The organism is Microbacterium sp. EST19A, assembly GCF_019969685.1.
Lineage (GTDB): Bacteria > Actinomycetota > Actinomycetes > Actinomycetales > Microbacteriaceae > Microbacterium.
Window position 1 is genome coordinate 796,899 of sequence record NZ_JAHXYZ010000002.1, and the last position, 20,766, is coordinate 817,664.

Consider the following 20,766-nt stretch of genomic DNA (forward strand, 5'->3'; position numbering starts at 1 on the left):
GTCTACTGGGTCGCGTCCGCATCCGCCGTCGCCGCGACGGCACTCGCCGACGGCGAACCCGTGACGACCGAACCCGCTGTTCGCAGGAAAACGATGATCCAGCTGAAGATCAGCACCGCGGCGATGAGCTCGACGGCCGTGAGGTTGTAGTAGCCGACCGCGAAGAACGCGGCCAGCAGGATGATCACGAGCACGTACGCCCAGCCGAACGCGACGAACACCCGAGGGATCGTGGGCAGCAACCACGGCAGTCCGATCACGACCACCGCGAAGACGACGGCCATCCCGGTCGCCACGGTGTTGTGCACCACGAAGAACTCATCGACCGGGAAGATCCCGACGCAGGCGAGGAAGATGCCCATCAGGATGAGTCCGCCTCGCACGATGAACCGCCCTCGCCGGTCGAGAGGGTCGGTCGCCGGCAGCCCTGCCGTGGCGTACCGCGCGATCGTCGTCACCATGATGCCGGCGATGACGAGCGTGACGTTGAACGCGATCGACGAGCCGTTCGTGCTCATCCCCAGCGCCGACAGGTTGTCCCGCCACCAGTGCGGGTCGCTGGAGGCCAGCATGCTCGCGAACGCGCCGACCACCAGGAACACGGCGAGCACGAGCGACAGCACCATCGGCGTCAGCGCGACCGCGCTGAGGAACACGACGTATCCGGTCAGGGCGAACGCGACCGCGACCAGCACCGCGCCAGGGAACGCGAACACCGGCGCGTCCGTGAAGCTCCGCTCGAGCAACTCCGCGATGCCGATCCAGCCCAGATAGGCGATCGCCGCATGCGCGAAGGCGATGGCGATGAGGTCGTACCAGCGCAGGCGGTCGCCGGGCACGCTGAACCCGTCGCGCACGGCATCCGGACTCGGCTTCTCCGGGCGGACGACCAGCCGTCCCAGCACGAAAGCCAGCACCGCCGTGACTGCGCCGCCGAACGCCACGAAGACCCCGAGGGAGCCGGAGCCGCTGATCGCCAGCTCTCGTCCCCAGAACACGGGCAGCCCGATTCCGAAGCCGATCACCAGGAAGGCGGCACCGACGAGCAGCGCCGTCGCCTCGAAGACCGCATCCGGGGTGTCCGCCCCGCGCAGCTGCCGCAGCACCCGCATCGCTCTGTCGGCGAAAGCTCTCATCGTGTTCCCTTCCGCCCACATCCTAGAAGCGCTCCGCGGGCGAATCGACGGCGGACGGGAGGTTAGCCTGAGAGGGTGACCGAGACCATCCACGCCCGCGCCGTCCTGCTCGACATGGACGGCACCCTCGTCGACTCGACTGCGGTCGTGGAGCGCCTCTGGCTCGCCTGGGCCGAGCCGCACGGACTCGAGCCCGAGACCGTGCTGAGCGTCGTGCACGGTCGCCAGGGGCATCAGAGCATGGCGATCATGCTGCCCGAGCGCGACCATGCGATCAACCTGCGCGAGAACGACATCATGCTCGCCACCGAGGCGAGCGACGTCGACGGCGTGGTCTCGATCCCGGGCGCCGGAGCGGTGCTGGAGGCGCTGGCGCCCTTCCCGCACGCCATCGTCACCTCGGCGAACGTCGCGCTGATGACCGCGCGGATGCAGGCGGCAGGGCTCGCCGTCCCCGCCATCGCGGTCACCGCGGAGAACGTGTCGGCGTCGAAGCCCGACCCGGAGGGGTTCCTGCTCGGCGCGAAGCTGCTGGGCGTCGACCCCGCCGACTGCATCGTCTTCGAGGACTCGGGCGCCGGCATCCAGGCGGGTCTCGCGGCGGGCATGCGGGTGCTCGGCGTCGGGGCGCATGCGGCCGCGCACTCCCCCACCTACCGTGTCGACGATCTCTCGCACGTCTCGATCGCGCCCCTCGCCGACGGCTTCGCGCTGACGATCGGCTGAGTCACGGCGTTCCCGTGGCCGTTGTGGCGGGTGGATAGCCGTATGACCGACCACAACCGCCACGGGAGCATCCGCCGTCAGTCGAAGTCCTCGAAGATGAGCGTCGTCCGCGTCGACCGGATCGACGGGATGGCCTGGATGTCCTCCAGCACGATGCGGCGCAGGTCCCTGGCGTCGTTGGCGCGCACGAGCAGGATGACGTCGAAATCGCCCCCGACCAGCGCCATGTGCTCGATCTCGGGAATTGCTCTGAGACGGTCCCGCACGTCCTGCCAGGTCGCCTGCTCGATCGCGAGGGTCACGTAGGCGCTCGCGTGATGCCCCAGCAGCACGGGATCGGTGCGCACCGAGTAGCCGGTGATCACGCCGGCATCCGTCAGCCGTTTGATGCGGGCGTGGGCCCCGGCGCGAGAGATGTGCACAGCGTCGGCGATCGCCGTCATCGATGAGCGCGCGTCGCGCCGCAGCTCGCCGAGGATCGCGTGGTCGATCTCGTCCAGAGTCGTCATGGCACCCCTCTTTCGTCACCTCGATTCTGACACTTCGTTCCAGAAAGCGGCAATTCGGCACGCTTCATCCAGGATTCTGGATGCTCTCTTGGACGAATGTCGATCGCGAGGCATGCTGGGCTCACTGAGTTCGGCAGAGACGACGAGCAGGAGGGCGGACGGATGCCGCACACCGACATGCTTCCGCGAGACATCGCGGTGCAACTGATCGACGAGAACGGCACGGCAGTCGCCGATGAGCAGTACGCGCTCCCCGACACGGAGGTCCTGCTCCGCGCCTATCGCGGCCTCGTGGAAGGCCGGCGGATCAACGACCAGGCCGGCGCCCTCGTGCGCCAGGGGCGACTCGCCGTCTACCCGTCGTCGCACGGCCAGGAGGCGTGCCAGGTTGGCGCCTCGATGACCCTCGGCGACTCCGACTGGCTGTTCCCCACCTACCGCGACTCGGTCGCCGTGATCGCCCGGGGCGTCGAACCCGCGGATGCCATGGTGCTCCTCAAGGGCGACTGGCATTCGGGATACGACGTGCGCGCACACCGTGTCGCCCCCCAGGCCACTCCCCTCGCGACGCAGCTGCTGCACGCCGTCGGGTTCGCGCAGTCCGCGAAGCACCGCGGAGAGGACACGGTCGTGCTCGCGCTCTGCGGCGACGGCGCCACCAGCGAGGGCGACTTCCACGAGGCCCTGAACTTCGCCGCCGTGTTCCACGTGCCGGTCGTCTTCTTCGTGCAGAACAACGAGTTCGCGATCTCGGTTCCCCTGTCCCGCCAGACGGCCGCCCCTTCCCTCGCGCACAAGGCCATCGGATACGGGATGCCGGGGCAGCGCGTCGACGGCAACGACGTCGCCGCGGTGCTCGCCGTGCTCGACGAAGCCGTCTCCCGGGCACGGGCCGGCGGCGGACCCTCGCTCGTCGAGGCGCACACCTACCGGATGCAGGCGCACACGAACGCCGACGACGACACCCGCTACCGGGAGCGTGCGGAGGTGCAGGAGTGGGTCGCGCGCGATCCTCTGCTCCGCCTGCGCACCCATCTCACCGAGTCGGGCGCGCTCGATGCAGAGGCCGAAGAGCGGTTCGCCGCCGGTGCCGAGGAGATCGCGGCCGCGATGCGCGCCGCGCTGAACACCGACGCCGACCTCGACCCCGAAGACCTCTTCCGGTTCGTGACCGAGACGCGGTCGACGCAGCTCGAGGAGCAATGGCAGCTGCTGCGCGGCGAGATCGAACGCTCGCAGCTCACCGGAACGGGAAGCACGCAGACGGGGAGCCACCGATGACCATCGCCCATGACGACACGCGTACCGAGACCGCCGCGCCGCCGCGCGAGGTGACGACCATGAGCATGGCCGCCGCTCTCAACCGCGCTCTCGCCGACGCCATCGAGTCCGATCCCGACGTCGTCGTCTTCGGCGAGGACGTGGGAGCACTCGGCGGTGTCTTCCGCATCACCGACGGACTCACCGCACGCTTCGGCGAAGACCGCTGCTTCGACACGCCTCTCGCGGAGTCCGGCATCGTGGGCACGGCCGTCGGCATGGCCATGAACGGCATGCGCCCGGTGGTCGAGCTCCAGTTCGACGCGTTCGCCCTCCCCGCCTTCGAGCAGGTCGTGAGCCACGTCGCCAAGCTCGGCAACCGCACGCGCGGCGGAATGCGGATGCCGTTGGTGATCCGCATCCCGTTCGGCGGCGGCATCGGCGGTGTCGAACACCACTGCGACTCCTCCGAGGCGTACTACGCGCATACTCCCGGGCTCACCGTCGTCAGTCCGTCGACGCCTCAGGACGCGTATTCGCTGCTGCGGGCGGCCATCGCGTCGCCTGACCCGGTCGTGTTCCTCGAACCGAAGAAGCTGTACTGGAGCAAGGGCGAGGTCGACACCTCGATCACGGCCGAGATCGGGACAGCGCGCATCGCCCGTGAGGGCACCGATGTGACCCTGCTCGCGTACGGCGCCTCCGTGCCGCTCGCGCTGGAGGCGGCCGAGGTCGCCGCATCCGAAGGACGCAGCGTGCAGGTCGTCGACGTGCGGTCGCTCTCGCCGTTCGACGACGCGACCGTGACCGCCGCCGTGAAGTCGACGGGCCGCGCCGTGGTCATCGCCGAGGCACCGGGATACGCGTCGGTCGCCTCCGAGATCCAGGCGCGGGTGTTCGAGCGGTGCTTCGAGTTCCTCGAGGCTCCCGTGCGCCGGGTGACCGGCTTCGATGTGCCGTACGCGCCGCCGAAGCTCGAGCACTGGTACCTGCCCGACGTCGACCGGGTGCTGGACGCCATCGACACGCTGCACTGGGACGAGGACGTATGAGCACCGAACTGAAGAGCGGGACCGCACAGGTCTTCCGCCTGCCGGATCTCGGCGAGGGACTCACCGAGGCCGGTCTCGTGCAGTGGCTCGTCGCCGTCGGCGACACCATCGTCACCGACCAGCCCATCGCCGAGGTCGAGACCGCGAAGAGCATCGTCGAGCTGCCCTCGCCGTTCGCCGGCGTCGTCACCGCCCTGCACGGCGCGGCCGGCGACACGATCGACGTGGGTGCACCGGTTCTCGAGGTCGCGGATCCCGCGGCGAGCGCCGGCACGGATCTCGCAGATGCGGATGCCGCGGCGAGCGCCGTCGAGCAGGAGGCGTACCGCGAGGAGGAGCGTGCCGGGTCCGGAAACGTGCTCATCGGGTACGGCACCACGGAGCGCGCATCATCCGGCCGCCGACGCCGCCCGGCAGCGGTGCGGGCGAGCACTCCGGCAAACGTCGGAGAGACCCCCGTTTCGCAGACCGTCGCCGCCGAATCATCCGAGAAACCGACGATCGTCCGAGAAGCGGATGCCGCGCCACGCCGCCCCGTCGCCGTGCGCTCTCCGCTCGTGCGCCGCCTCGCCCGCGACCTCGGCCTCGACGTGCACACCATCGCCGCGACCGGACCCGACGGTGCCGTGACGCGCGCCGATGTGCTCCGCGCGGCCGTCGACAATGCCGTGGACGGTGCCGCCGCGCACCACCGCGACACGACCACCACGACTGCCCCGACCACCACCACCGGCACCGGCGAATCCGTCGACGGGCTCGCCGTGCGGTCCCGCGAGCGCATGTCGCCGCTGCGCAAGGCCGTCAGCGCCAAACTCGCCCGCAGCAGGGCCGAGATCCCCGAGGCCACCGTCTGGGTCGACGTCGATGCCACGGCGCTCTGGGACCTGCGCGCGCAGATGGCGCCCGAAGGCGGCAAGGCCCCGTCGGTCACCGCTCTCCTCGCACGGTTCGTGCTGCTCGCACTGGAGGACTATCCGGTGCTCGCCTCCCGCCTCAGCGAGGACGCCGCAGAGCTCATCTCCTTCGAGGGCGTGAACCTCGGAGTCGCCGCCGATACCGAGCGCGGGCTGATGGTGCCGGTCATCCCCGGCGCCCACCGCCTCACCGTGGAGCAGCTCGACGTGGCGCTGCGCGAGCTCGCGGCATCCGCACGGTCGGGATCGATGCCGCCCGAGCGCCTGCGCGGATCCACGTTCACGCTCAACAACTACGGCGGGCTCGGAGTCGACGGTTCCGCGGCGATCATCAACCACCCGGATGTCGCGATCCTCGGCATCGGCCGGATCATCGAGCGGCCGTGGGTCATCGAGGGCGAGATCGTCGTGCGGCGCATCGCGCAGCTCTCGCTCGTGTTCGACCACCGCGTCTGCGACGGAGGGTACGCGGCCGGCTTCCTGCGGCGAGTGACCGAGCTCGTCGAGCATCCGCTGCGCGCCTTCGGGAGGGTCTGACCTCGATCTGAGTCCGTCGATGCGGTACGCTCGGCAATTACTGACCGATCATTCGGTTACTAATCACCGGGTTCCTCGCGTTCCCGTCCCTCAGAATCGCAGAACAATGGAGTTCGCATGACGTCAGCAGTCTCCGACCAGCCATCGACCAGGCGGATGCCCGCCGAGGAGCGGCGGGTACTCGCCAGCACCCTCGTCGGCACCTCGATCGAGTGGTACGACTTCTTCATCTACGCGCAGGCAGCGGGCCTGGTGCTCGCACCGCTCTTCCTCGCCCCGATCGCGGAGGAGAACCGCGGCCTGGCCCAGGTGCTCTCCTTCGCCACGATCGGCATCTCATTCCTCTTCCGTCCGCTCGGCGCGATCGTGGCCGGCCATCTCGGCGACAAGCTGGGGCGCAAGAAGATGCTCGTCCTCACGCTCATCATGATGGGGCTGTCGACCTCGCTGATCGGCGTTCTGCCCACGTATGCCGCGATCGGCGTGGCAGCGCCGATCCTGCTCATCCTGCTCCGCGTCCTGCAGGGCTTCTCGGCGGGCGGCGAGTGGGGCGGCGCGGCCCTCATGGCCGTGGAGCACGCACCACGCGGACGGCGCGGACTGTTCGGCGCGTTCCCGCAGATCGGCGTCCCGATCGGCATGATCCTCGCGACGTTCACACTGTGGGCGCTGACGAGCTCGATGTCTCCGGAGGCCTTCCTCGAGTGGGGCTGGCGCATCCCGTTCCTGCTGTCGATCGTGCTGATCGGCGTGGGTTACGTGATCCGACGCGCGGTCGACGAGAGCCCGATCTTCGCGGATCTGGTCAAGCGCCGCAAAGAGGCGTCGGCACCCCTGAAGCGCCTGTTCCAGAAGAACACCAAGCAGGTCATCCTCACCGCCGTGATCTTCATCGCGAACAACGCCGCCGGCTACCTGCTGATCGCGTTCTTCGCGACCTATGCCGTCACCGCCCTCGGCATGGAGCGCCCTCCCGTGCTGCTGGCGACGACGCTCGCCTCGTTCGGCTGGCTCGCGTTCACGCTGTGGGGCGGGCACCTGTCCGACCGGCTCGGTCGCATCCGCACGTTCCAGATCGGCTACATCGCCCTCGCGCTGTGGGCCGTGCCGATGTGGTTCCTGATCGACACCGCGAACATCCTCTGGTACTTCGTCGCGCTGTTCGTGATGACGTTCGCGCTCGGGCTCTCCTACGGACCCCAAGCGGCGCTCTACGCGGAGATGTTCCCCGCGAACGTGCGCTACTCCGGCGTCTCGATCGGCTACGCCCTCGGCGCGATCCTCGGCGGAGCGTTCGCACCGATGATCGCCGAGGCCCTGATGAACCAGTTCAAGGCGTCATGGACGATCGGCGTGTACATCGCCGTGGCGGCGGTGATCTCGCTCATCGGCGTCTCGCTGGTGAAGGAGACGAAGGACGTCGATCTGTCGATCTGACACACCATCATCGACCATACGAACGCAGTCAGGAGACCGCATGACCGAGGCATACCTCGTCGGAGGCACGCGCACCCCGGTCGGACGATACGGCGGCGCGCTCGCCTCCGTGCGTCCCGACGACCTCGCTTCCATCGTCGTCGCAGAGGCTGTCCGCCGCGCCGGCATCGATCCGGCGCAGGTCGAGATCGACGAGGTCATCCTGGGCGCCGCCAACCAGGCCGGCGAGGACAATCGCAACGTCGCCAGGATGGCCGTGCTGCTCGGGGGCCTGCCCGACGGCATCCCCGGTATCACGGTGAACCGGCTGTGCGCATCGGGGATGTCCGCCGTGACGATGGCGGCGCAGGCGATCCGATCCGGGGATGCCGACATCATCGTCGCCGGCGGTGTCGAGTCGATGACCCGCGCTCCCTGGGTGCAGGCCAAGCCGGAGAAGGCGTGGGCGAAGCCCGGGGCCGCGTTCGACACGTCGATCGGCTGGCGCTTCCCGAACCCCCGGCTCGTCGCACGCGACAAGGCGACCTTCACCATGCCGGAAACCGCGGAGGAGGTAGCCCGCCTCGACGGGATCAGCCGCGACGAGGCGGATGCCTTCGCCCTGCGATCGCAGCAGCGCGCCGCCGCCGCGATCGACGCCGGACGCTTCGAGGCGGAGATCGTCGGCGTCACCGTCGGCAGTCGTTCCGGCAGCAGCGAGGTGCTGATCGACGAAGGACCGCGACCCGAGACGACGCTCGACGCCCTGGCACGACTGCGCCCGGTGGTGGCCGGCGGCGAGGTGGTGACCGCCGGCAACTCCAGCGCGCTGAACGACGGGGCCTCGGCCGTCGTCGTGGCGAGCGCGGAGGCCGTCGAGCGCTACGGCCTCGTGCCGCGGGCGCGGATCGTCGTGGGCACCAGCGCGGGTCTCGCGCCCGAGATCATGGGTCTCGGCCCCGTCCCCGCGACGCAGAAGGCGCTGCGCCGCTCCGGTCTCACGATCGACGACCTCGGCTCGATCGAGCTCAATGAGGCGTTCGCGAGCCAGTCCATCGCCTCCATCCGCCGCCTGGGCCTCGACGAGTCGAGGGTGAACGCCGACGGCGGGGCGATCGCGCTCGGCCATCCGCTCGGTTCCTCCGGCTCTCGGCTGCTGGTCACGCTGCTCGGACGCATGGAGCGCGAGGGCTCGCGCTACGGCTTGGCCACCATGTGCGTCGGCGTCGGTCAGGGCGCGGCGATGATCCTGGAGAAGGTGTGATGCCGGCAGGGGCGGATGCCGAGGCGTCTCTGCTCATCGAGCGGCAGGCTGACCGGGTGATCGCGACGCTCAACCGGCCGCACAAGCGCAACGCGATCGATCAGGCCACGATCGACGCACTGCACCTGCTGTGCGCCGAGCTCGAGGCGATCCCGCGCACGCTGATCCTCACCGGAGCGGGAGGCGTCTTCGCCGCCGGTGCCGACATCGCCGAACTCCGCGAACGTCGAGCGGCCGACGCGCTGCGAGGGATCAACGCCCACGCGTTCGTGCGGCTGGCCGAGCTGCCGATGCCGGTCATCGCCGCGATCGACGGGTACGCCCTCGGCGGCGGCGCGGAGCTCGCCTACGCCGCCGACATCCGCATCGCCACGCCGTCGCTCGCGATGGGCAATCCGGAGACCGGGCTCGGCATCCTCGCCGCCGCCGGCGCGAGCTGGCGCCTGAAGGAGATCGTCGGCGATGCCAGGGCGATCGAGCTGCTGCTCACGGGGCGCACCGTGAAGGCCGAGGAGGCGCTCGACATCGGGCTCGTCTCGGCGATCCATGAGTCCGCCGACCTGCTGCCGGCCGCGCACGCGATCGCCGACCGCATCGCCCGCAACGACCCGGCCGCGTCCATCGCGACCAAGCGCGTCTTCCGCGCACCGCGCGACCGCCACCCCGCCGTCGACCTGGAGGCCCAGGCCGAGCTGTTCGAGAGTCCGGAGAAGTTCCGGCGGATGACCGACTTCCTCGAGCGGAGAGACCGATGACCGAGAACACGACCACCACCCCCGCACACGTCGGGGTGCTCGGCGGCGGACGGATGGGGGCCGGCATCGCGCACGCGTTCCTGCTGGCGGGCTCGCGCGTCACGGTCGTCGAGCGCGACGGCGCGGCAGCCGAGGCCGCGTCCGCACGGGTCCTCGAGTCTGTCGACGCCTCGATCAGTCGCGGCACGGCCGGGGAATCCGCCGACGCCTACCGCTCGCGCTTCGAGACCGGCGCCGATGCCGCCCTGTTCGCCCCGTGCGGACTCGTGGTCGAAGCCGTGCCCGAAGAGCTCTCCCTCAAGATCGATGCCCTCACCCGCGTGGAGGCCCAGATCGCGCCGGATGCCGTGCTCGCTTCGAACACCTCGTCGATCTCGATCGATGAGCTCGCAGCCGTGCTCGAGCACCCCTCCCGCTTCCTCGGCATGCACTTCTTCAATCCGGTACCCGCCTCCACCCTCGTCGAGATCGTGCGGGGGGCGGCATCCGCGCCGGCCCTCGTCGACGCCGCGCGCGGCTGGGTGCAGGCACTCGGCAAGACGCCGATCGTCGTGGCCGACGCCCCGGGCTTCGCCTCCTCTCGCCTCGGTCTCGCTCTCGGCCTCGAGGCGATCCGCATGCTCGAGGACGGGGTCGCGTCCGCGGAAGACATCGACGCCGCCATGACCTTGGGCTACAAGCAACCGGTCGGGCCCCTCCGGCTCACCGACATCGTCGGACTCGACGTCCGGCTCGGCATCGCCGAGTACCTCGCCGCGAACCTCGGCGAGCGCTTCGAACCGCCCGCGCTGCTGCGCCGTCTCGTCGCCGAGGGACACCTCGGCCGCAAGAGCGGACGCGGCTTCTACGAATGGGACGCCTCATGAAGGGAACAGACATGACCGAGATCCTCCCCAGCTACGTGCAGGGGGCGTGGTGGACGCCCGAGTCCGATGCGGATGCCGCCGACGTGCGCGACGCGTCGACGGGAGAGGTCGTCGCCCGTGTCTCGACCGCAGGCATCGACCTGGGCGGGGCTCTCGCCTACGCCCGGAGCGCGGGCCAGGCCTCACTCGGCGGGCTGACCTTCCACCAGCGCGCGGTGCGCCTCAAGCAGCTCGCCCTCGCGCTCACCGAGCGCAAGGCGGAGCTCTACGAGATCTCGAGCCGCACCGGCGCCACGGCCCAGGACTCCTGGGTCGACATCGACGGCGGCATCGGCGTGCTGTTCGCGTACTCGAGCAAGGGCCGGCGAGAGCTGCCGAACGCGAAGGTCTACGTCGACGGGGCGGTCGAGAACCTGTCCAGGGACGGCTCGTTCCTGGGCCGGCACATCTACACTCGGCTCCCCGGCGTCGCCGTGCAGATCAACGCCTTCAACTTCCCTGTCTGGGGTTCGCTGGAGAAGTTCGCTCCCGCCTTCCTCGCCGGGGTGCCGACCGTCGTGAAGCCCGCGACGCCCACCGGCTACCTCGCCGAAGCCATGGTGCGCGTGATGGTCGAGTCGGGCCTCCTCCCCGAGGGTTCGCTGCAGTTGGTCTCCGGCAGCGTGCCCGGCCTGTTCGACGAACTGCGCCTCGGCGATCTCGTCGCGTTCACCGGATCGGCATCGACGGCCGAGCGCCTCCGGTCGCACGACTCCGTGCAGACCGGAGGGGTGCGCTTCACCAGCGAGACCGACTCCATCAACGCGTCGATCCTGGGAACGGATGCCGTGAGCGGCACCCCCGAATTCGATGCCTACGTCAAGCAGCTCGTCGCGGAGATGACGACGAAGGCGGGGCAGAAGTGCACCGCCATCCGTCGCGCGATCGTGCCGGAGGCCGTCGTCGACGACGTGATCGGCGCCGTGCGCGCCCGACTGTCGCAGCGCATCGTCCTCGGCGATCCTCGTGTCGACGGCGTCACGATGGGACCGCTGGCCTCGATCGAGCAGCGCGACGAGGTGCTGCGGCAGGTCGCACGCCTGCAGGCCGGGGGCGGCGAGCTCGTGATCGGCTCGACCGATGCTCCCGACGTGCGGCACGGCGACGGCAGCGACGGCCCGTCGCCCGACGGCGCGTTCCTGGCGCCGATGCTGCTGCGCTTCGCCGACCCGGAGAGCCCGGCCGTCAACGAGGTCGAGGCCTTCGGCCCGGTGGCGAGCATCGTCGGCTACGGCTCCCTCGACCAGGCGAGCGCTCTCGTCGCCCGTGGAGGCGGATCGCTGGTGACCAGCGTCGCCACGCACGATCCCGAGGTCGCCGTCGCCCTGGCGACCGGCATGGCCGCCTTCAACGGACGACTGCTCTTCCTCGATCGCGACGACGCCCGCAGCTCGACGGGTCACGGCTCACCGCTGCCCAACCTCGTGCACGGCGGCCCCGGTCGTGCGGGCGGAGGCGAAGAGCTCGGCGGCATCCGTGCCGTGCTGCACCACATGCAGCGCACCGCCGTGCAGGGCTCCCCCGAGATGATGACGGCCCTCACGGGCGTCTGGCATCAGGGTTCGATCGCGCGTCCATACCAGGAGAGCGGCGCGGTGCATCCGTTCCGCAAGTCGCTCGCCGAACTGCACATCGGCGATCAGGTGGCCAGCGGCTCCCGCACCGTCACGCTCGACGACATCGAGACGTTCGCGGCGTTCACCGGCGACACGTTCTACGCGCACATGGACGAGACCTCGGCCGCGGCCAACCCGTTCTTCCCGGGTCGCGTCGCGCACGGGTACCTGCTGGTGTCGTGGGCCGCCGGCCTCTTCGTCGACCCGGCGCCCGGTCCCGTGCTCGCCAACTCCGGCCTGGAGAATCTGCGCTTCCTGACGCCGGTCTCCCCCGGCGACGAGATCCGCGTCGAGCTGACGGCGAAGCAGATCACGCCGCGCGAGACCGACGAGTACGGCGAGGTGCGGTGGGATGCCGTGCTCAAGAACCAGCACGACGACATCGTCGCGACCTACGACGTGCTCACGCTGGTCGCGAAAGAGCAGGCGGCGGCGTAGAGCCGATCGCGCGGTGTCGGCGTCCGGTCAGAGATCCGAGACGTCGGCGCCGGGCTCGTCGCGCCGGCGGAGGCCGTCGAGGGCGATCGCGACGACGTCGTCGGCGAGCCGGTCGGCGCCCTCGCGTCCTCCCGGTCGGTACCACTCGACGATCGAGTTGATCATGCCGAACACGAGACGGGCGACGACGCTCGCGTCGAAGTCGGCACGCAGCGCCCCCTCGGCCTGCGCCTCGGACACGAGTGCGGTGATCCGGCGGTCGAACGCACGGCGGCGGATCAGCGCGCGGCGCTCCACCTCGGTGTTCCCGCGCACGCGGAGGAGCAGTGTCACCGCCGGGATTTGATCGACGAGAACGTGGACGGCGCCGCGCAGGACATGCTCCAGCCGATCGGCCGCGCTGCCCTGACCGTTCCCGCCGGTCGCGGGGAGCGGATCCTCGACGACGGCCTCGAGCCCGCTCAGCGCCGCGTCGAGGGCGAGATCGAGCATCTCGTCCTTCGACCCGAAGTGGTGATAGATCGCCGACTTCGACAGACCGAGACGCTCGGCCAGCATGCCGATCGACGTGGCGTCGTAGCCGTGCTCGTTGAAGGCCGCGACGGCGACGCCGAGGATGCCCTGCTGGTCGTAACCGGGGCGACCTCGTCGCGTGCTCTGGATCTCGGACATCACTCCACAGTCTCGCATCCGATCACCCCGTCCGGCGCGAGCGGAGACCGCGAGGCGTCGGAGTGATCAGCGGGGCTCAACGAAGGTCGTAGACCCGCTTGTACTTCCCCTCGCTCCGCGGCAACGCGCCCGGTTCCTCCAGCTGCACCGCGACCGTCGAGCCGACGTGCACCTTGATCCGTGTCGCCAGCACCTCCGCCGCGCTCTGGCACGTCTCGATCGACAGCTCCGGATGCCGCTCGATCCGCACCTTCAGCGCATCCATCCGCCCGTCCCTCGACAGCTCGAGGATGAAGTGCGGGGTCAGCTGCTCGATGCCGAGGACGAGCTCCTCGATCTGGGTGGGGAACAGGTTCACCCCGCGCAGGATGATCATGTCGTCGTTGCGGCCGGTGATCTTCTCCATCCGCCGCATGCCCGGGCGCGCGGTTCCGGGCAGCAGCCGGGTGAGGTCGCGCGTGCGGTAGCGGATGACCGGGAACGCCTCCTTGGTGAGAGAGGTGAACACGAGCTCCCCGAGTTCGCCGTCGGGCAGCGCGGCGAGGGTCTCGCCGTCGATGACCTCCGGCAGGAAGTGGTCCTCCCAGAGGTGCGGGCCGTCCTTGGTCTCGAGGCATTCGTTCCCGACTCCCGGGCCCATGACCTCACTCAGGCCGTAGATGTCTAGTGCGTCGATGCCGAGGCGCTGTTCCAGTTCGTGCCGCATCTCGTTCGTCCACGGTTCGGCGCCGAGCACCGCCACCTTCAGCGACGTCGATCGCGGATCGATGCCCTGCGCGACCATCGCGTCCGCGATCGTGAGCAGGTAGCTGGGCGTGCAGAGGATCGCGTCGGGCTCGAAGTCGCAGATGAGCTGCACCTGACGCGCCGTCTGACCGCCCGACATCGGGATGACGGTGGCGCCGAGCGCCTCGATGCCCGCGTGGGCGCCGAGGCCTCCGGTGAACAGGCCGTAGCCGTAGGCGTTGTGCACCTTCATGCCCGGGCGGATGCCGCTGGCCCGCAGCGACCGGGCCACCAGCGAGCCCCATCGGTCGAGGTCGCCCTTGGTGTACCCGACGACGGTCGGGCGTCCGGTGGTGCCGCTCGAGGCGTGGATGCGCGCGACGTCGGACATCGGCACCGCGAACATGCCGAACGGGTAGGTCTCCCGCAGATCGGCCTTGGTGGTGAACGGCAGCCTCTCGACATCGGCGAGGGTGCGGATGTCGTCGGGGTGCACTCCGGCGTCGTCGAACTTGCGCGTGTAGAGGGGCACGTTCGCGTACGCGTGGCGCACGGTCTGCTGCAGCCGCTCGAGCTGCAGCTGCTCGATCTCCGCTCTCGTCATCCGCTCCTCGGGATCGAGCTCGGACGAGGCGGGAGGGCGGACACGGGAAGGCGTTGCGGTCGTCATCGACACGGGAGTCTCCATCATCTTCACGGCGCGATCAGAACGTCTGGCTGGTGGTACGGGACCGTCCACGGAACTCGGCGACGGGCTCGCCCTGCTCGTCGGTCACGGTCACGTCATAGATGCCGGACCGCCCGGAGCGGGAGCGCCGCACCGCGGTCGCCGTCAGCGTCTGACCCGAGACGGTCGGCTTGAGGAACGAGATGTCGGCTCCGGCGGCGACGGTGACCCTGTCGTCCTCGTTGCAGGCGATGGCGAAGGCCGTGTCGGCGAGGGCGAAGACGAAGCCGCCGTGCGTGATGTGGAAGCCGTTCGTCATGTCGTCGCGCACGCGCATCGAGACCACCGCATGACCGGGATCGTCGCGCTCGACCACGAGGCCCAGAGAGGCCGAGGCGCGGTCGCGCTCCATCATGGCGCGATTGGGGCGCACGGCATCCGCCGCCTGCGTCGTCGCTTCTGTCATCGTCGACCTCCTCGTCGCGGGGACGCCGCCACAGCGGCATCCGACCCGCCCATACTAACTGAACGATCGGTTAGTAAAGAAGTCTTGTCGACGAATTGAACGTCGCGGGCGCGTATGCCGCGTCCGCCACGACGTCAGCCGAAGACGAGCATGCGGCGCTGGGTCGCGTCCTCGACGGTGATCCCGATGATCACCGACTCGGGGTCGACGACGTCACGATCGGCCGTGAAGCGGAACAGACGCCCGTCGCGCGTCGCGACGTCGTACCAGTCGTCACCCGAGGAGGCGACGGTCACCGTCGTGCCACCGGGCAGCGCTGCGACAGCGTCAGCGACGGGATCGCCCACACGCACGCCCCACGAGGACGGGAGCGCGGCGCCGTCCTGCGCCGTCTCATCGAGCCAGCGATCGTTGCCGGCCGTCACCGAAGCGACGGCGGTGCCATCTTCCACCGGCTGGATCAGCAGGGATGCCGTGCCGTCGGCATTGACGATCTTCCACGGATCTCCTTCGTATTCGGGCTCCACGACCTCGGCACCGGGAACAGCAGCGATCGCCGCGTCGATCTCGTCGCCGAGACGGATCGGGCCGATCCCGGCCGAGTCGATCGCCCACTCTCCCCACGGCGCGGACGCGTCGACCGGACGCTCCTCCGTGGTCTCCGGCGGGTTCTCCGTGAGCTCGTCGACGAGGGCTGCGTGCGCCTCCTCGGCACGATCCTGGAGAAGCGCGGCCGCCGCGTCGGCATCGACGGCGTCGGCGCCGGCCACCGGCTGCCAGAGCTGAACCAGCACGTTGCCCACGGAAGCGAAGGCCTGGAAGTCGCTCCGACCGCCCTCGTTCTCGGGGAGGGTCGTCGTCCCGGCGAGTGCCCGCGCATTCTCGGAGTCCTCCCTGACGACCGCGTCGAAGGTGGCAGGTCCGTTGTAGTCGAAGGTGCCGCACTGGTCTGCTGCGCTGACGAGCTGATCCATCCGGGCAGCGGCGTGCGCCTCATCGGCGAACTGCAGCACGGTCAGACGTCCGATCCCGACCTCGGTGTCGTCCGGCACCGCCCAGGTGACGCTGCGGGCGCCGACGCTCCAGAGCGATTGCTCCACGAACAGAGCGGAGCAGATGTCCGGCGCGGGCTGCGGTCCGCCACCGTCCGAGATCTGCTCGAGCACCGACGACGATGCCCCGATGTCGACGATCCCGGGAAGGAGTCCCCGGAGCTCGTCCGGAGCGAGCAGCAGCAGATCGAGCTCATCGCCGACGAACACCGCAGGGCCGGCGTACGGCGTCGGCGGCGGCGTCGCTGAGGGCGAGGCGGACTCGACAGGTTCGTCGGGCGGCGCGCAGGCCGACAGGGCGAGAAGCGAGCCGACGGCGAAGACGCCGACGATCGTCGTGGTGAATGAACGCGAACGTGAGCGTGCCATGGTGCCCTCCGGTGATGAACATGCGTCGCCGAGCGACGCCCCCTGAGGCGATCGTAGGGGCGGTCGCCGACGCCGGCGGAGTCCGCATCCATGTCGAGATCAGAATGATACGGATTGCATGCCGCGAGCTGCATACGTCTCCCGCGAGGGACGGGATTCAGCGGCTCGAGACGCCCTCCAGAACGACCTTCGCCGCGGTTCGTGCCTCCGCGACCGTCCCCGCAGAGAGCGCCGCGCCGGCCGCGCGCCGGCAGGTCTCCTCATCGACCGCTGCCAGCGCTGCGGCCACACGGCCGAGGGATCGCGGCGTCATCGACAGCGACGTCACGCCGAGTCCGACGAGCAGCGGCGCGAGGGTCGGGTCGCCCCCGGCCTCGCCGCACACCCCCACCGGCTTGCCTGCCGCACGGCCCGCCTCGCCGACGGCGCCGATCAGGCGCAGCACCGCCGGCTGCCACGGATCGTTCAGATCGCCGAGCTCGCTGACCAGCCGGTCGGCCGCCAGCGTGTACTGGGCGAGGTCGTTGGTGCCGAGGCTGACGAAGTCGACGACCTCGAACAGCTCACCGGCCAGGAGCGCCGCAGAGGGGGTCTCGATCATGATCCCGACACGCTCGAGCCCGGCGGCCCGACCGCGTTCTGCGAAGTCGCGCGCCTCCTCGACGGTCGACACCATCGGCGCCATCACCTCGACGTGCGCCGACTCCGCATCGGCGGCGAGCGCGAGGGCCCGCAGCTGATCGTCGAGGAGCTGCGGCGTGCGACGGGCGATCCGGAGTCCGCGCACTCCGAGCGCGGGGTTGTCCTCCTGATCGGCGTTCGCGAAGGGCAGCGGCTTGTCGCTTCCCGCGTCGAGGGTGCGCACGACGACCTTCCGCCCCGAGAACGCGGCGAGCACACCCCGGTAGGCCGCGACCTGCTCGTCGACGCTCGGTGCGTCCGTCCTGCCGAGGAAGCAGAACTCGGTGCGGAAGAGTCCGACGCCCTCGGCGCGCGCGGCGGCGGCGGTCGCGGCATCCGCTGCCCCGCCGACGTTCGCCAGCAGGGGGATCCGATGCCCGTCCGCGAGGGATCCGGTGCCGTCGAATGCGACGACGATCGCTGCGGCCCTTGCCGCGACGACGCGCTCTTCCGGAGGGTCGACCTCGACGGTGCCGTGGTCGCCGTCGACGAGGAGCATCGCGCCGTCGGCCACCCCGGTCGCGCCGGTGACGCCGACCACCGCGGGCAGGCCCAGAGACCTGGCGATGATCGCGGTGTGCGACGTCGGACCACCCTGCTCCGTCACGAGGCCGACGCACTGACCGCCCTCGAGCGACGCCGTGTCGGCCGGAGAGAGGTCCGTCGCGACGAGCACGAACGGCTCGTCGCGCTCGGGCACACCAGGCATGTCGACCTCGAGGATCTCGGCGATGATCCGGTCCCGTACATCGCGGATGTCGGCGACGCGTTCCGCCATGCGTCCGCCGAGCGCCGCGAGACCCTTCTCATGGACCGCCGCCGCCTCCCACACCGCCCGCGCGGCGCTGCGCCCCTTCGCCTGCACGAGCGCGGTGGCATCGGCGACGAGCTCGGGGTCGGAGGCGAGCAGACGTGAGGCGTCGAGGATCGCCCGCGCCTCGCCCGTGGCCCGCGCGGTGCGCGACCGCAGCTGATCCGCGACGGCCACCGCCGCCCATTCGATGGCCGAGACCTCGTCGGCACGGTCGGCAGGAGCGATGACCGCGGTCGCATCGGGTTCTGCGAGCGCGGTGCCCAGATGCACGACCGTTGCCGCGACCTTTCCGGCACTCACGCCGCGTCCGCGGAGCACGGTGCCGGAGGCGATCACGACCGGTGCCGACACGGGCGGCTCGGCGACAGGAGAGGGAGAGGGAGAGGATGCCGGCGCCGCGGCATCCGTCCCCTCCCCGAACCCGTCGTCGAAGAGGGCGGCCACGCGCTCCAGCGTCTCTTCGGCGCCGGCGCCGTGTGCGCTGAGCTCCACCTCGTCCCCTTGGCGCGCACCGAGGATCAGCAGGCGGGAGAGGCTCGCGGCAGCGGCATCCGGACCGTCGGGGAGCCGCCGCAGACGCAGGTCCGACCCTGCCGATGCCTTCGCGATCAGCGCCGCCGGGCGCGCGTGGATGCCGAGCGGATTGCGCACCCGCACGCGACGGGTCAGTGCCTCGCCGTCGACCGAACCGACGTCCGAGGTGGGCCGGTCCGGCTCGTGCTCCCCCAGCTGCCCCGTCTTCGCGCCGAGTGCCGCACCGGCCTCCGCCGCCACGTCGTCGAGCGACCCGCCCGCCGCGGCCGAAACGACCGCCGCGAGCAGTCCTTCGACGAAGGGCGCCGGCGCCAGACGCACGGGCACATCGCTTGTGCGCAGCTCGAGCGCGAGCTCCGCGCTGAGCACGGCGGATCCCAAGTCCATCAGCACCAGCACACCGTCGCAGTCCGCAGCCAGCTCGTCGATGGCGCTCGCGACGGCGACGGCATCCGTCCCGAGGATCGGAGTCCCAGCCGGGTCCGTCCCTGCTCCGGCGGCGACCTGCACCCGCACTCCCCCGCCCGGCACCATTTGCAGGGCAAGTTCCAGCGCCGCCTCCCCGAGCCGTGCGCTGTGGGAGACGGCGACGATCCCGATCATCAGGAGCTGCCGGAGATCGCGGCGGCGAGCGTGTCGAACAGGATCGCGGTCGATGCGGCCCCGGGGTCGAGGTGCCCCGCGCTGCGTTCTCCGAGGTAGCTCGCACGGCCCTTGCGGGCCACGAGCGGCTCGGTCGCGTCGCGTCCGGCGGCCGCGGCGTCAGCGGCCTTCCGCGTCGCCGTCGCCAGATCGGCCCCGTCGGCGATCGCCGCGTCGAGCGCGTCGACGGCCGGAGCCATCGCGTCGAACATCGTCTTGTCGCCGGCCTCTGCCTTGCCCCGCGCGACGATGCCCTCGAGCCCCGCTCGCAGCGCGGCAGCGAGACCCGCCGCATCGAGTTCCGGGACCGCCCCGGTGGTCATCCCCATCCGCAGGAAGAACGTGCCGTAGAGCGGACCGCTGGCGCCGCCCACCGAGCTGACGAGCGTCATGCCGACCGACTTGAGCAGCTCGTCGGCGGTCGCCGGGGCGCCGGCGCCGAGCTTGTCCTTGACGGCGGCCATGCCGCGCGCCATGTTGGCGCCATGATCCGCATCACCGATCGCGGAGTCGAGCTCGGTGAGCCACTCGCGCTTCTCGGTGACCGCGTCGCCGAAGCGCGAGATCCAGTCGACGAGGGTGTCGGTGCTGATCGTCGCCATCACGCCCCCCACCGCAGACCGGGAGTGTTCACGGGGGCGTCCCACAGACGCAGCAGCTCGTCGTCGACCTTGAGTACCGTGACCGAGCATCCGGCCATGTCGAGCGAGGTGATGTAGTTGCCGACGAGGTTGCGGGCGATCTGCACGCCCGCCTTCTCGAGCAGGGCCGCCACCTCGGCGTACATCAGGTACAGCTCGATCTGCGGTGTCGCGCCCATGCCGTTGACCATGACGATCGCGGGGCCCGCGAAGTCGAAGTCCGCGAGGATCGGCTCGACGAGCTGCCGGGCGATCTCGGATGCCGGAGCGAGCGGCTCGCGGTGCCGACCGGGCTCGCCGTGGATGCCGATGCCGATCTCCATCTGGTCGTCCGGGAGGTCGAAGGTCGGCTTTCCGGCGGCGGGAACCGTGCAGCTCGTGAGCGCCATGCCCATCGAGCGGCCCTGGCCGTTGATCCGCTTCGCGAGCTCGACCACCGCTGCGAGGTCCTGCCCCTCTTCCGCTGCCGCGCCGACGAGCTTCTCGAGCAGCACGGTGAGTCCGACGCCACGGCGGCCTGCCGTGTAGAGCGAGTCCTGCACCGCGACATCGTCATCGACGACGACCGTGCCGACCTCGATGCCCTCCATCGAGGCGAGCTCTGCGGCCATCTCGAAGTTCAGCACGTCGCCGGTGTAGTTCTTCACGATGTGCAGCACGCCGGCCCCGCGATCGACGGCCTTCGTCGCGGCCTGCACGCGGTCGGGTGTCGGAGAGGTGAACACCTCGCCCGCGACCGCGGCATCGAGCATGCCAGGACCGACGAAGCCGCCGTGCAGCGGCTCGTGGCCAGATCCGCCGCCGGAGACGACCGCGACCTTGCCCTGCTCCTTCGGAGTCGCGCGCGTGATGACGCTCGTCTCGAGGTCGACCGAGAGCTCCGGATGAGCGAGGGCGACGCCCTTCAGGGATTCGACGAGAACGTCCTCAGGGGCGTTGATGAGCTTTTTCATCGTGCGATCTCCTTTGATCCT

18 protein-coding genes are annotated in these 20,766 nt (G+C 70.3%); 9 read left to right on the top strand and 9 right to left on the bottom strand.

The features are described 5' to 3' along the window. Positions 1-2: 2 nt before the first annotated feature. Entirely contained in the window at positions 3-1,136 is a 1,134-nt protein-coding gene (locus tag LC452_RS13860) for a DUF998 domain-containing protein (protein WP_223626297.1), read from the bottom strand. A 75-nt stretch (positions 1,137-1,211) separates the two neighbouring features. Here LC452_RS13860 and LC452_RS13865 point away from each other — a divergent pair, with 75 nt between their 5' ends. Next, positions 1,212-1,862: an HAD-IA family hydrolase gene (locus tag LC452_RS13865; RefSeq protein ID WP_223626298.1), complete on the top strand. Its 651-nt coding sequence runs from the start codon at positions 1,212-1,214 to the stop codon at positions 1,860-1,862. A 77-nt stretch (positions 1,863-1,939) separates the two neighbouring features. On the opposite strand, the gene LC452_RS13870 is transcribed toward LC452_RS13865, so the two are convergent. Beyond that, positions 1,940-2,371, bottom strand: a complete 432-nt coding sequence (locus LC452_RS13870) for an Lrp/AsnC family transcriptional regulator (protein ID WP_223626300.1) — start codon at positions 2,369-2,371, stop codon at positions 1,940-1,942. Positions 2,372-2,533: 162 nt separating this feature from the next. Here LC452_RS13870 and LC452_RS13875 point away from each other — a divergent pair, with 162 nt between their 5' ends. The 8 genes from LC452_RS13875 to paaZ all read left to right on the top strand — a co-directional run bounded on the left by LC452_RS13875 (position 2,534) and on the right by paaZ (position 12,528). Further along, on the top strand, positions 2,534-3,652 hold the full coding sequence (locus LC452_RS13875) for a thiamine pyrophosphate-dependent enzyme (RefSeq protein ID WP_223626302.1): 1,119 nt from the start codon (positions 2,534-2,536) through the stop codon (positions 3,650-3,652). Continuing rightward, positions 3,649-4,683 carry an alpha-ketoacid dehydrogenase subunit beta gene (locus LC452_RS13880; protein ID WP_223626303.1) on the top strand — a complete coding sequence of 345 codons (1,035 nt, stop codon included), beginning with the start codon at positions 3,649-3,651 and terminating at the stop codon, positions 4,681-4,683. The genes LC452_RS13875 and LC452_RS13880 overlap by 4 nt, the downstream gene beginning before the upstream one ends. Continuing rightward, on the top strand, positions 4,680-6,134 hold the full coding sequence (locus LC452_RS13885) for a dihydrolipoamide acetyltransferase family protein (protein WP_223626305.1): 1,455 nt from the start codon (positions 4,680-4,682) through the stop codon (positions 6,132-6,134). Before LC452_RS13880 ends, LC452_RS13885 begins: the two co-directional genes overlap by 4 nt. Before the next feature lie 117 nt (positions 6,135-6,251). Further along, positions 6,252-7,571 carry an MFS transporter gene (locus LC452_RS13890; protein ID WP_223626306.1) on the top strand — a complete coding sequence of 440 codons (1,320 nt, stop codon included), beginning with the start codon at positions 6,252-6,254 and terminating at the stop codon, positions 7,569-7,571. Between the two features lie 40 nt (positions 7,572-7,611). After that, positions 7,612-8,814: an acetyl-CoA C-acyltransferase gene (locus LC452_RS13895; protein ID WP_223626308.1), complete on the top strand. Its 1,203-nt coding sequence runs from the start codon at positions 7,612-7,614 to the stop codon at positions 8,812-8,814. After that, on the top strand, positions 8,814-9,569 hold the full coding sequence (locus LC452_RS13900) for an enoyl-CoA hydratase/isomerase family protein (protein WP_223626310.1): 756 nt from the start codon (positions 8,814-8,816) through the stop codon (positions 9,567-9,569). Before LC452_RS13895 ends, LC452_RS13900 begins: the two co-directional genes overlap by 1 nt. After that, positions 9,566-10,435, top strand: a complete 870-nt coding sequence (locus LC452_RS13905) for a 3-hydroxyacyl-CoA dehydrogenase family protein (RefSeq protein WP_223626311.1) — start codon at positions 9,566-9,568, stop codon at positions 10,433-10,435. The genes LC452_RS13900 and LC452_RS13905 overlap by 4 nt, the downstream gene beginning before the upstream one ends. Before the next feature lie 11 nt (positions 10,436-10,446). Then, the gene (paaZ, locus tag LC452_RS13910; protein ID WP_223626313.1) at positions 10,447-12,528 is read left to right on the top strand and encodes a phenylacetic acid degradation bifunctional protein PaaZ; all 2,082 of its coding nucleotides are present in this window, start codon (positions 10,447-10,449) and stop codon (positions 12,526-12,528) included. Positions 12,529-12,555: 27 nt separating this feature from the next. Here paaZ and LC452_RS13915 read toward each other — a convergent pair whose 3' ends face one another. From LC452_RS13915 to dhaK, 7 genes are all read right to left on the bottom strand, one after another. Beyond that, positions 12,556-13,200 (bottom strand): TetR/AcrR family transcriptional regulator, encoded by a 645-nt coding sequence (locus tag LC452_RS13915; RefSeq protein ID WP_223626315.1) that lies wholly within the window; start codon positions 13,198-13,200, stop codon positions 12,556-12,558. Positions 13,201-13,276: 76 nt separating this feature from the next. Further along, entirely contained in the window at positions 13,277-14,596 is a 1,320-nt protein-coding gene (paaK, locus tag LC452_RS13920) for a phenylacetate--CoA ligase PaaK (protein ID WP_223626317.1), read from the bottom strand. A gap of 34 nt (positions 14,597-14,630) precedes the next feature. Beyond that, positions 14,631-15,059, bottom strand: a complete 429-nt coding sequence (paaI, locus tag LC452_RS13925; RefSeq protein ID WP_223626319.1) for a hydroxyphenylacetyl-CoA thioesterase PaaI — start codon at positions 15,057-15,059, stop codon at positions 14,631-14,633. A gap of 134 nt (positions 15,060-15,193) precedes the next feature. Then, the gene (locus LC452_RS13930; protein ID WP_223626321.1) at positions 15,194-16,480 is read right to left on the bottom strand and encodes a hypothetical protein; all 1,287 of its coding nucleotides are present in this window, start codon (positions 16,478-16,480) and stop codon (positions 15,194-15,196) included. A gap of 157 nt (positions 16,481-16,637) precedes the next feature. Further along, entirely contained in the window at positions 16,638-19,112 is a 2,475-nt protein-coding gene (gene ptsP / locus LC452_RS13935; RefSeq protein WP_223626322.1) for a phosphoenolpyruvate--protein phosphotransferase, read from the bottom strand. Next, a complete protein-coding gene (gene dhaL, locus LC452_RS13940; protein WP_223626324.1) occupies positions 19,112-19,753 on the bottom strand; it encodes a dihydroxyacetone kinase subunit DhaL in 642 nt (213 codons plus the stop codon). The genes ptsP and dhaL overlap by 1 nt, the downstream gene beginning before the upstream one ends. Next, complete coding sequence (gene dhaK / locus LC452_RS13945) at positions 19,753-20,745, bottom strand: dihydroxyacetone kinase subunit DhaK (RefSeq protein WP_223626326.1); 993 nt, start codon at positions 20,743-20,745, stop codon at positions 19,753-19,755. Before dhaK ends, dhaL begins: the two co-directional genes overlap by 1 nt. Positions 20,746-20,766 lie beyond the last annotated feature (21 nt).

Excerpts from the sequence above, each read along its gene's own strand:
- LC452_RS13860 (WP_223626297.1), bottom strand. The coding sequence starts at position 1,136 with ATGAGAGCTTTCGCCGACAGAGCGATGCGGGTGCTGCGGCAGCTGCGC.
- LC452_RS13885 (WP_223626305.1), top strand. The coding sequence starts at position 4,680 with ATGAGCACCGAACTGAAGAGCGGGACCGCACAGGTCTTCCGCCTGCCG.
- LC452_RS13890 (WP_223626306.1), top strand. The coding sequence starts at position 6,252 with ATGACGTCAGCAGTCTCCGACCAGCCATCGACCAGGCGGATGCCCGCC.
- LC452_RS13875 (WP_223626302.1), top strand. The coding sequence starts at position 2,534 with ATGCCGCACACCGACATGCTTCCGCGAGACATCGCGGTGCAACTGATC.
- LC452_RS13930 (WP_223626321.1), bottom strand. The coding sequence starts at position 16,480 with ATGGCACGCTCACGTTCGCGTTCATTCACCACGACGATCGTCGGCGTC.
- dhaK (WP_223626326.1), bottom strand. The coding sequence starts at position 20,745 with ATGAAAAAGCTCATCAACGCCCCTGAGGACGTTCTCGTCGAATCCCTG.
- paaI (WP_223626319.1), bottom strand. The coding sequence starts at position 15,059 with ATGACAGAAGCGACGACGCAGGCGGCGGATGCCGTGCGCCCCAATCGC.
- paaK (WP_223626317.1), bottom strand. The coding sequence starts at position 14,596 with ATGACGACCGCAACGCCTTCCCGTGTCCGCCCTCCCGCCTCGTCCGAG.
- paaZ (WP_223626313.1), top strand. The coding sequence starts at position 10,447 with ATGACCGAGATCCTCCCCAGCTACGTGCAGGGGGCGTGGTGGACGCCC.
- LC452_RS13880 (WP_223626303.1), top strand. The coding sequence starts at position 3,649 with ATGACCATCGCCCATGACGACACGCGTACCGAGACCGCCGCGCCGCCG.
- LC452_RS13905 (WP_223626311.1), top strand. The coding sequence starts at position 9,566 with ATGACCGAGAACACGACCACCACCCCCGCACACGTCGGGGTGCTCGGC.
- ptsP (WP_223626322.1), bottom strand. The coding sequence starts at position 19,112 with ATGATCGGGATCGTCGCCGTCTCCCACAGCGCACGGCTCGGGGAGGCG.
- LC452_RS13900 (WP_223626310.1), top strand. The coding sequence starts at position 8,814 with ATGCCGGCAGGGGCGGATGCCGAGGCGTCTCTGCTCATCGAGCGGCAG.
- LC452_RS13915 (WP_223626315.1), bottom strand. The coding sequence starts at position 13,200 with ATGTCCGAGATCCAGAGCACGCGACGAGGTCGCCCCGGTTACGACCAG.
- LC452_RS13870 (WP_223626300.1), bottom strand. The coding sequence starts at position 2,371 with ATGACGACTCTGGACGAGATCGACCACGCGATCCTCGGCGAGCTGCGG.
- LC452_RS13895 (WP_223626308.1), top strand. The coding sequence starts at position 7,612 with ATGACCGAGGCATACCTCGTCGGAGGCACGCGCACCCCGGTCGGACGA.
- dhaL (WP_223626324.1), bottom strand. The coding sequence starts at position 19,753 with ATGGCGACGATCAGCACCGACACCCTCGTCGACTGGATCTCGCGCTTC.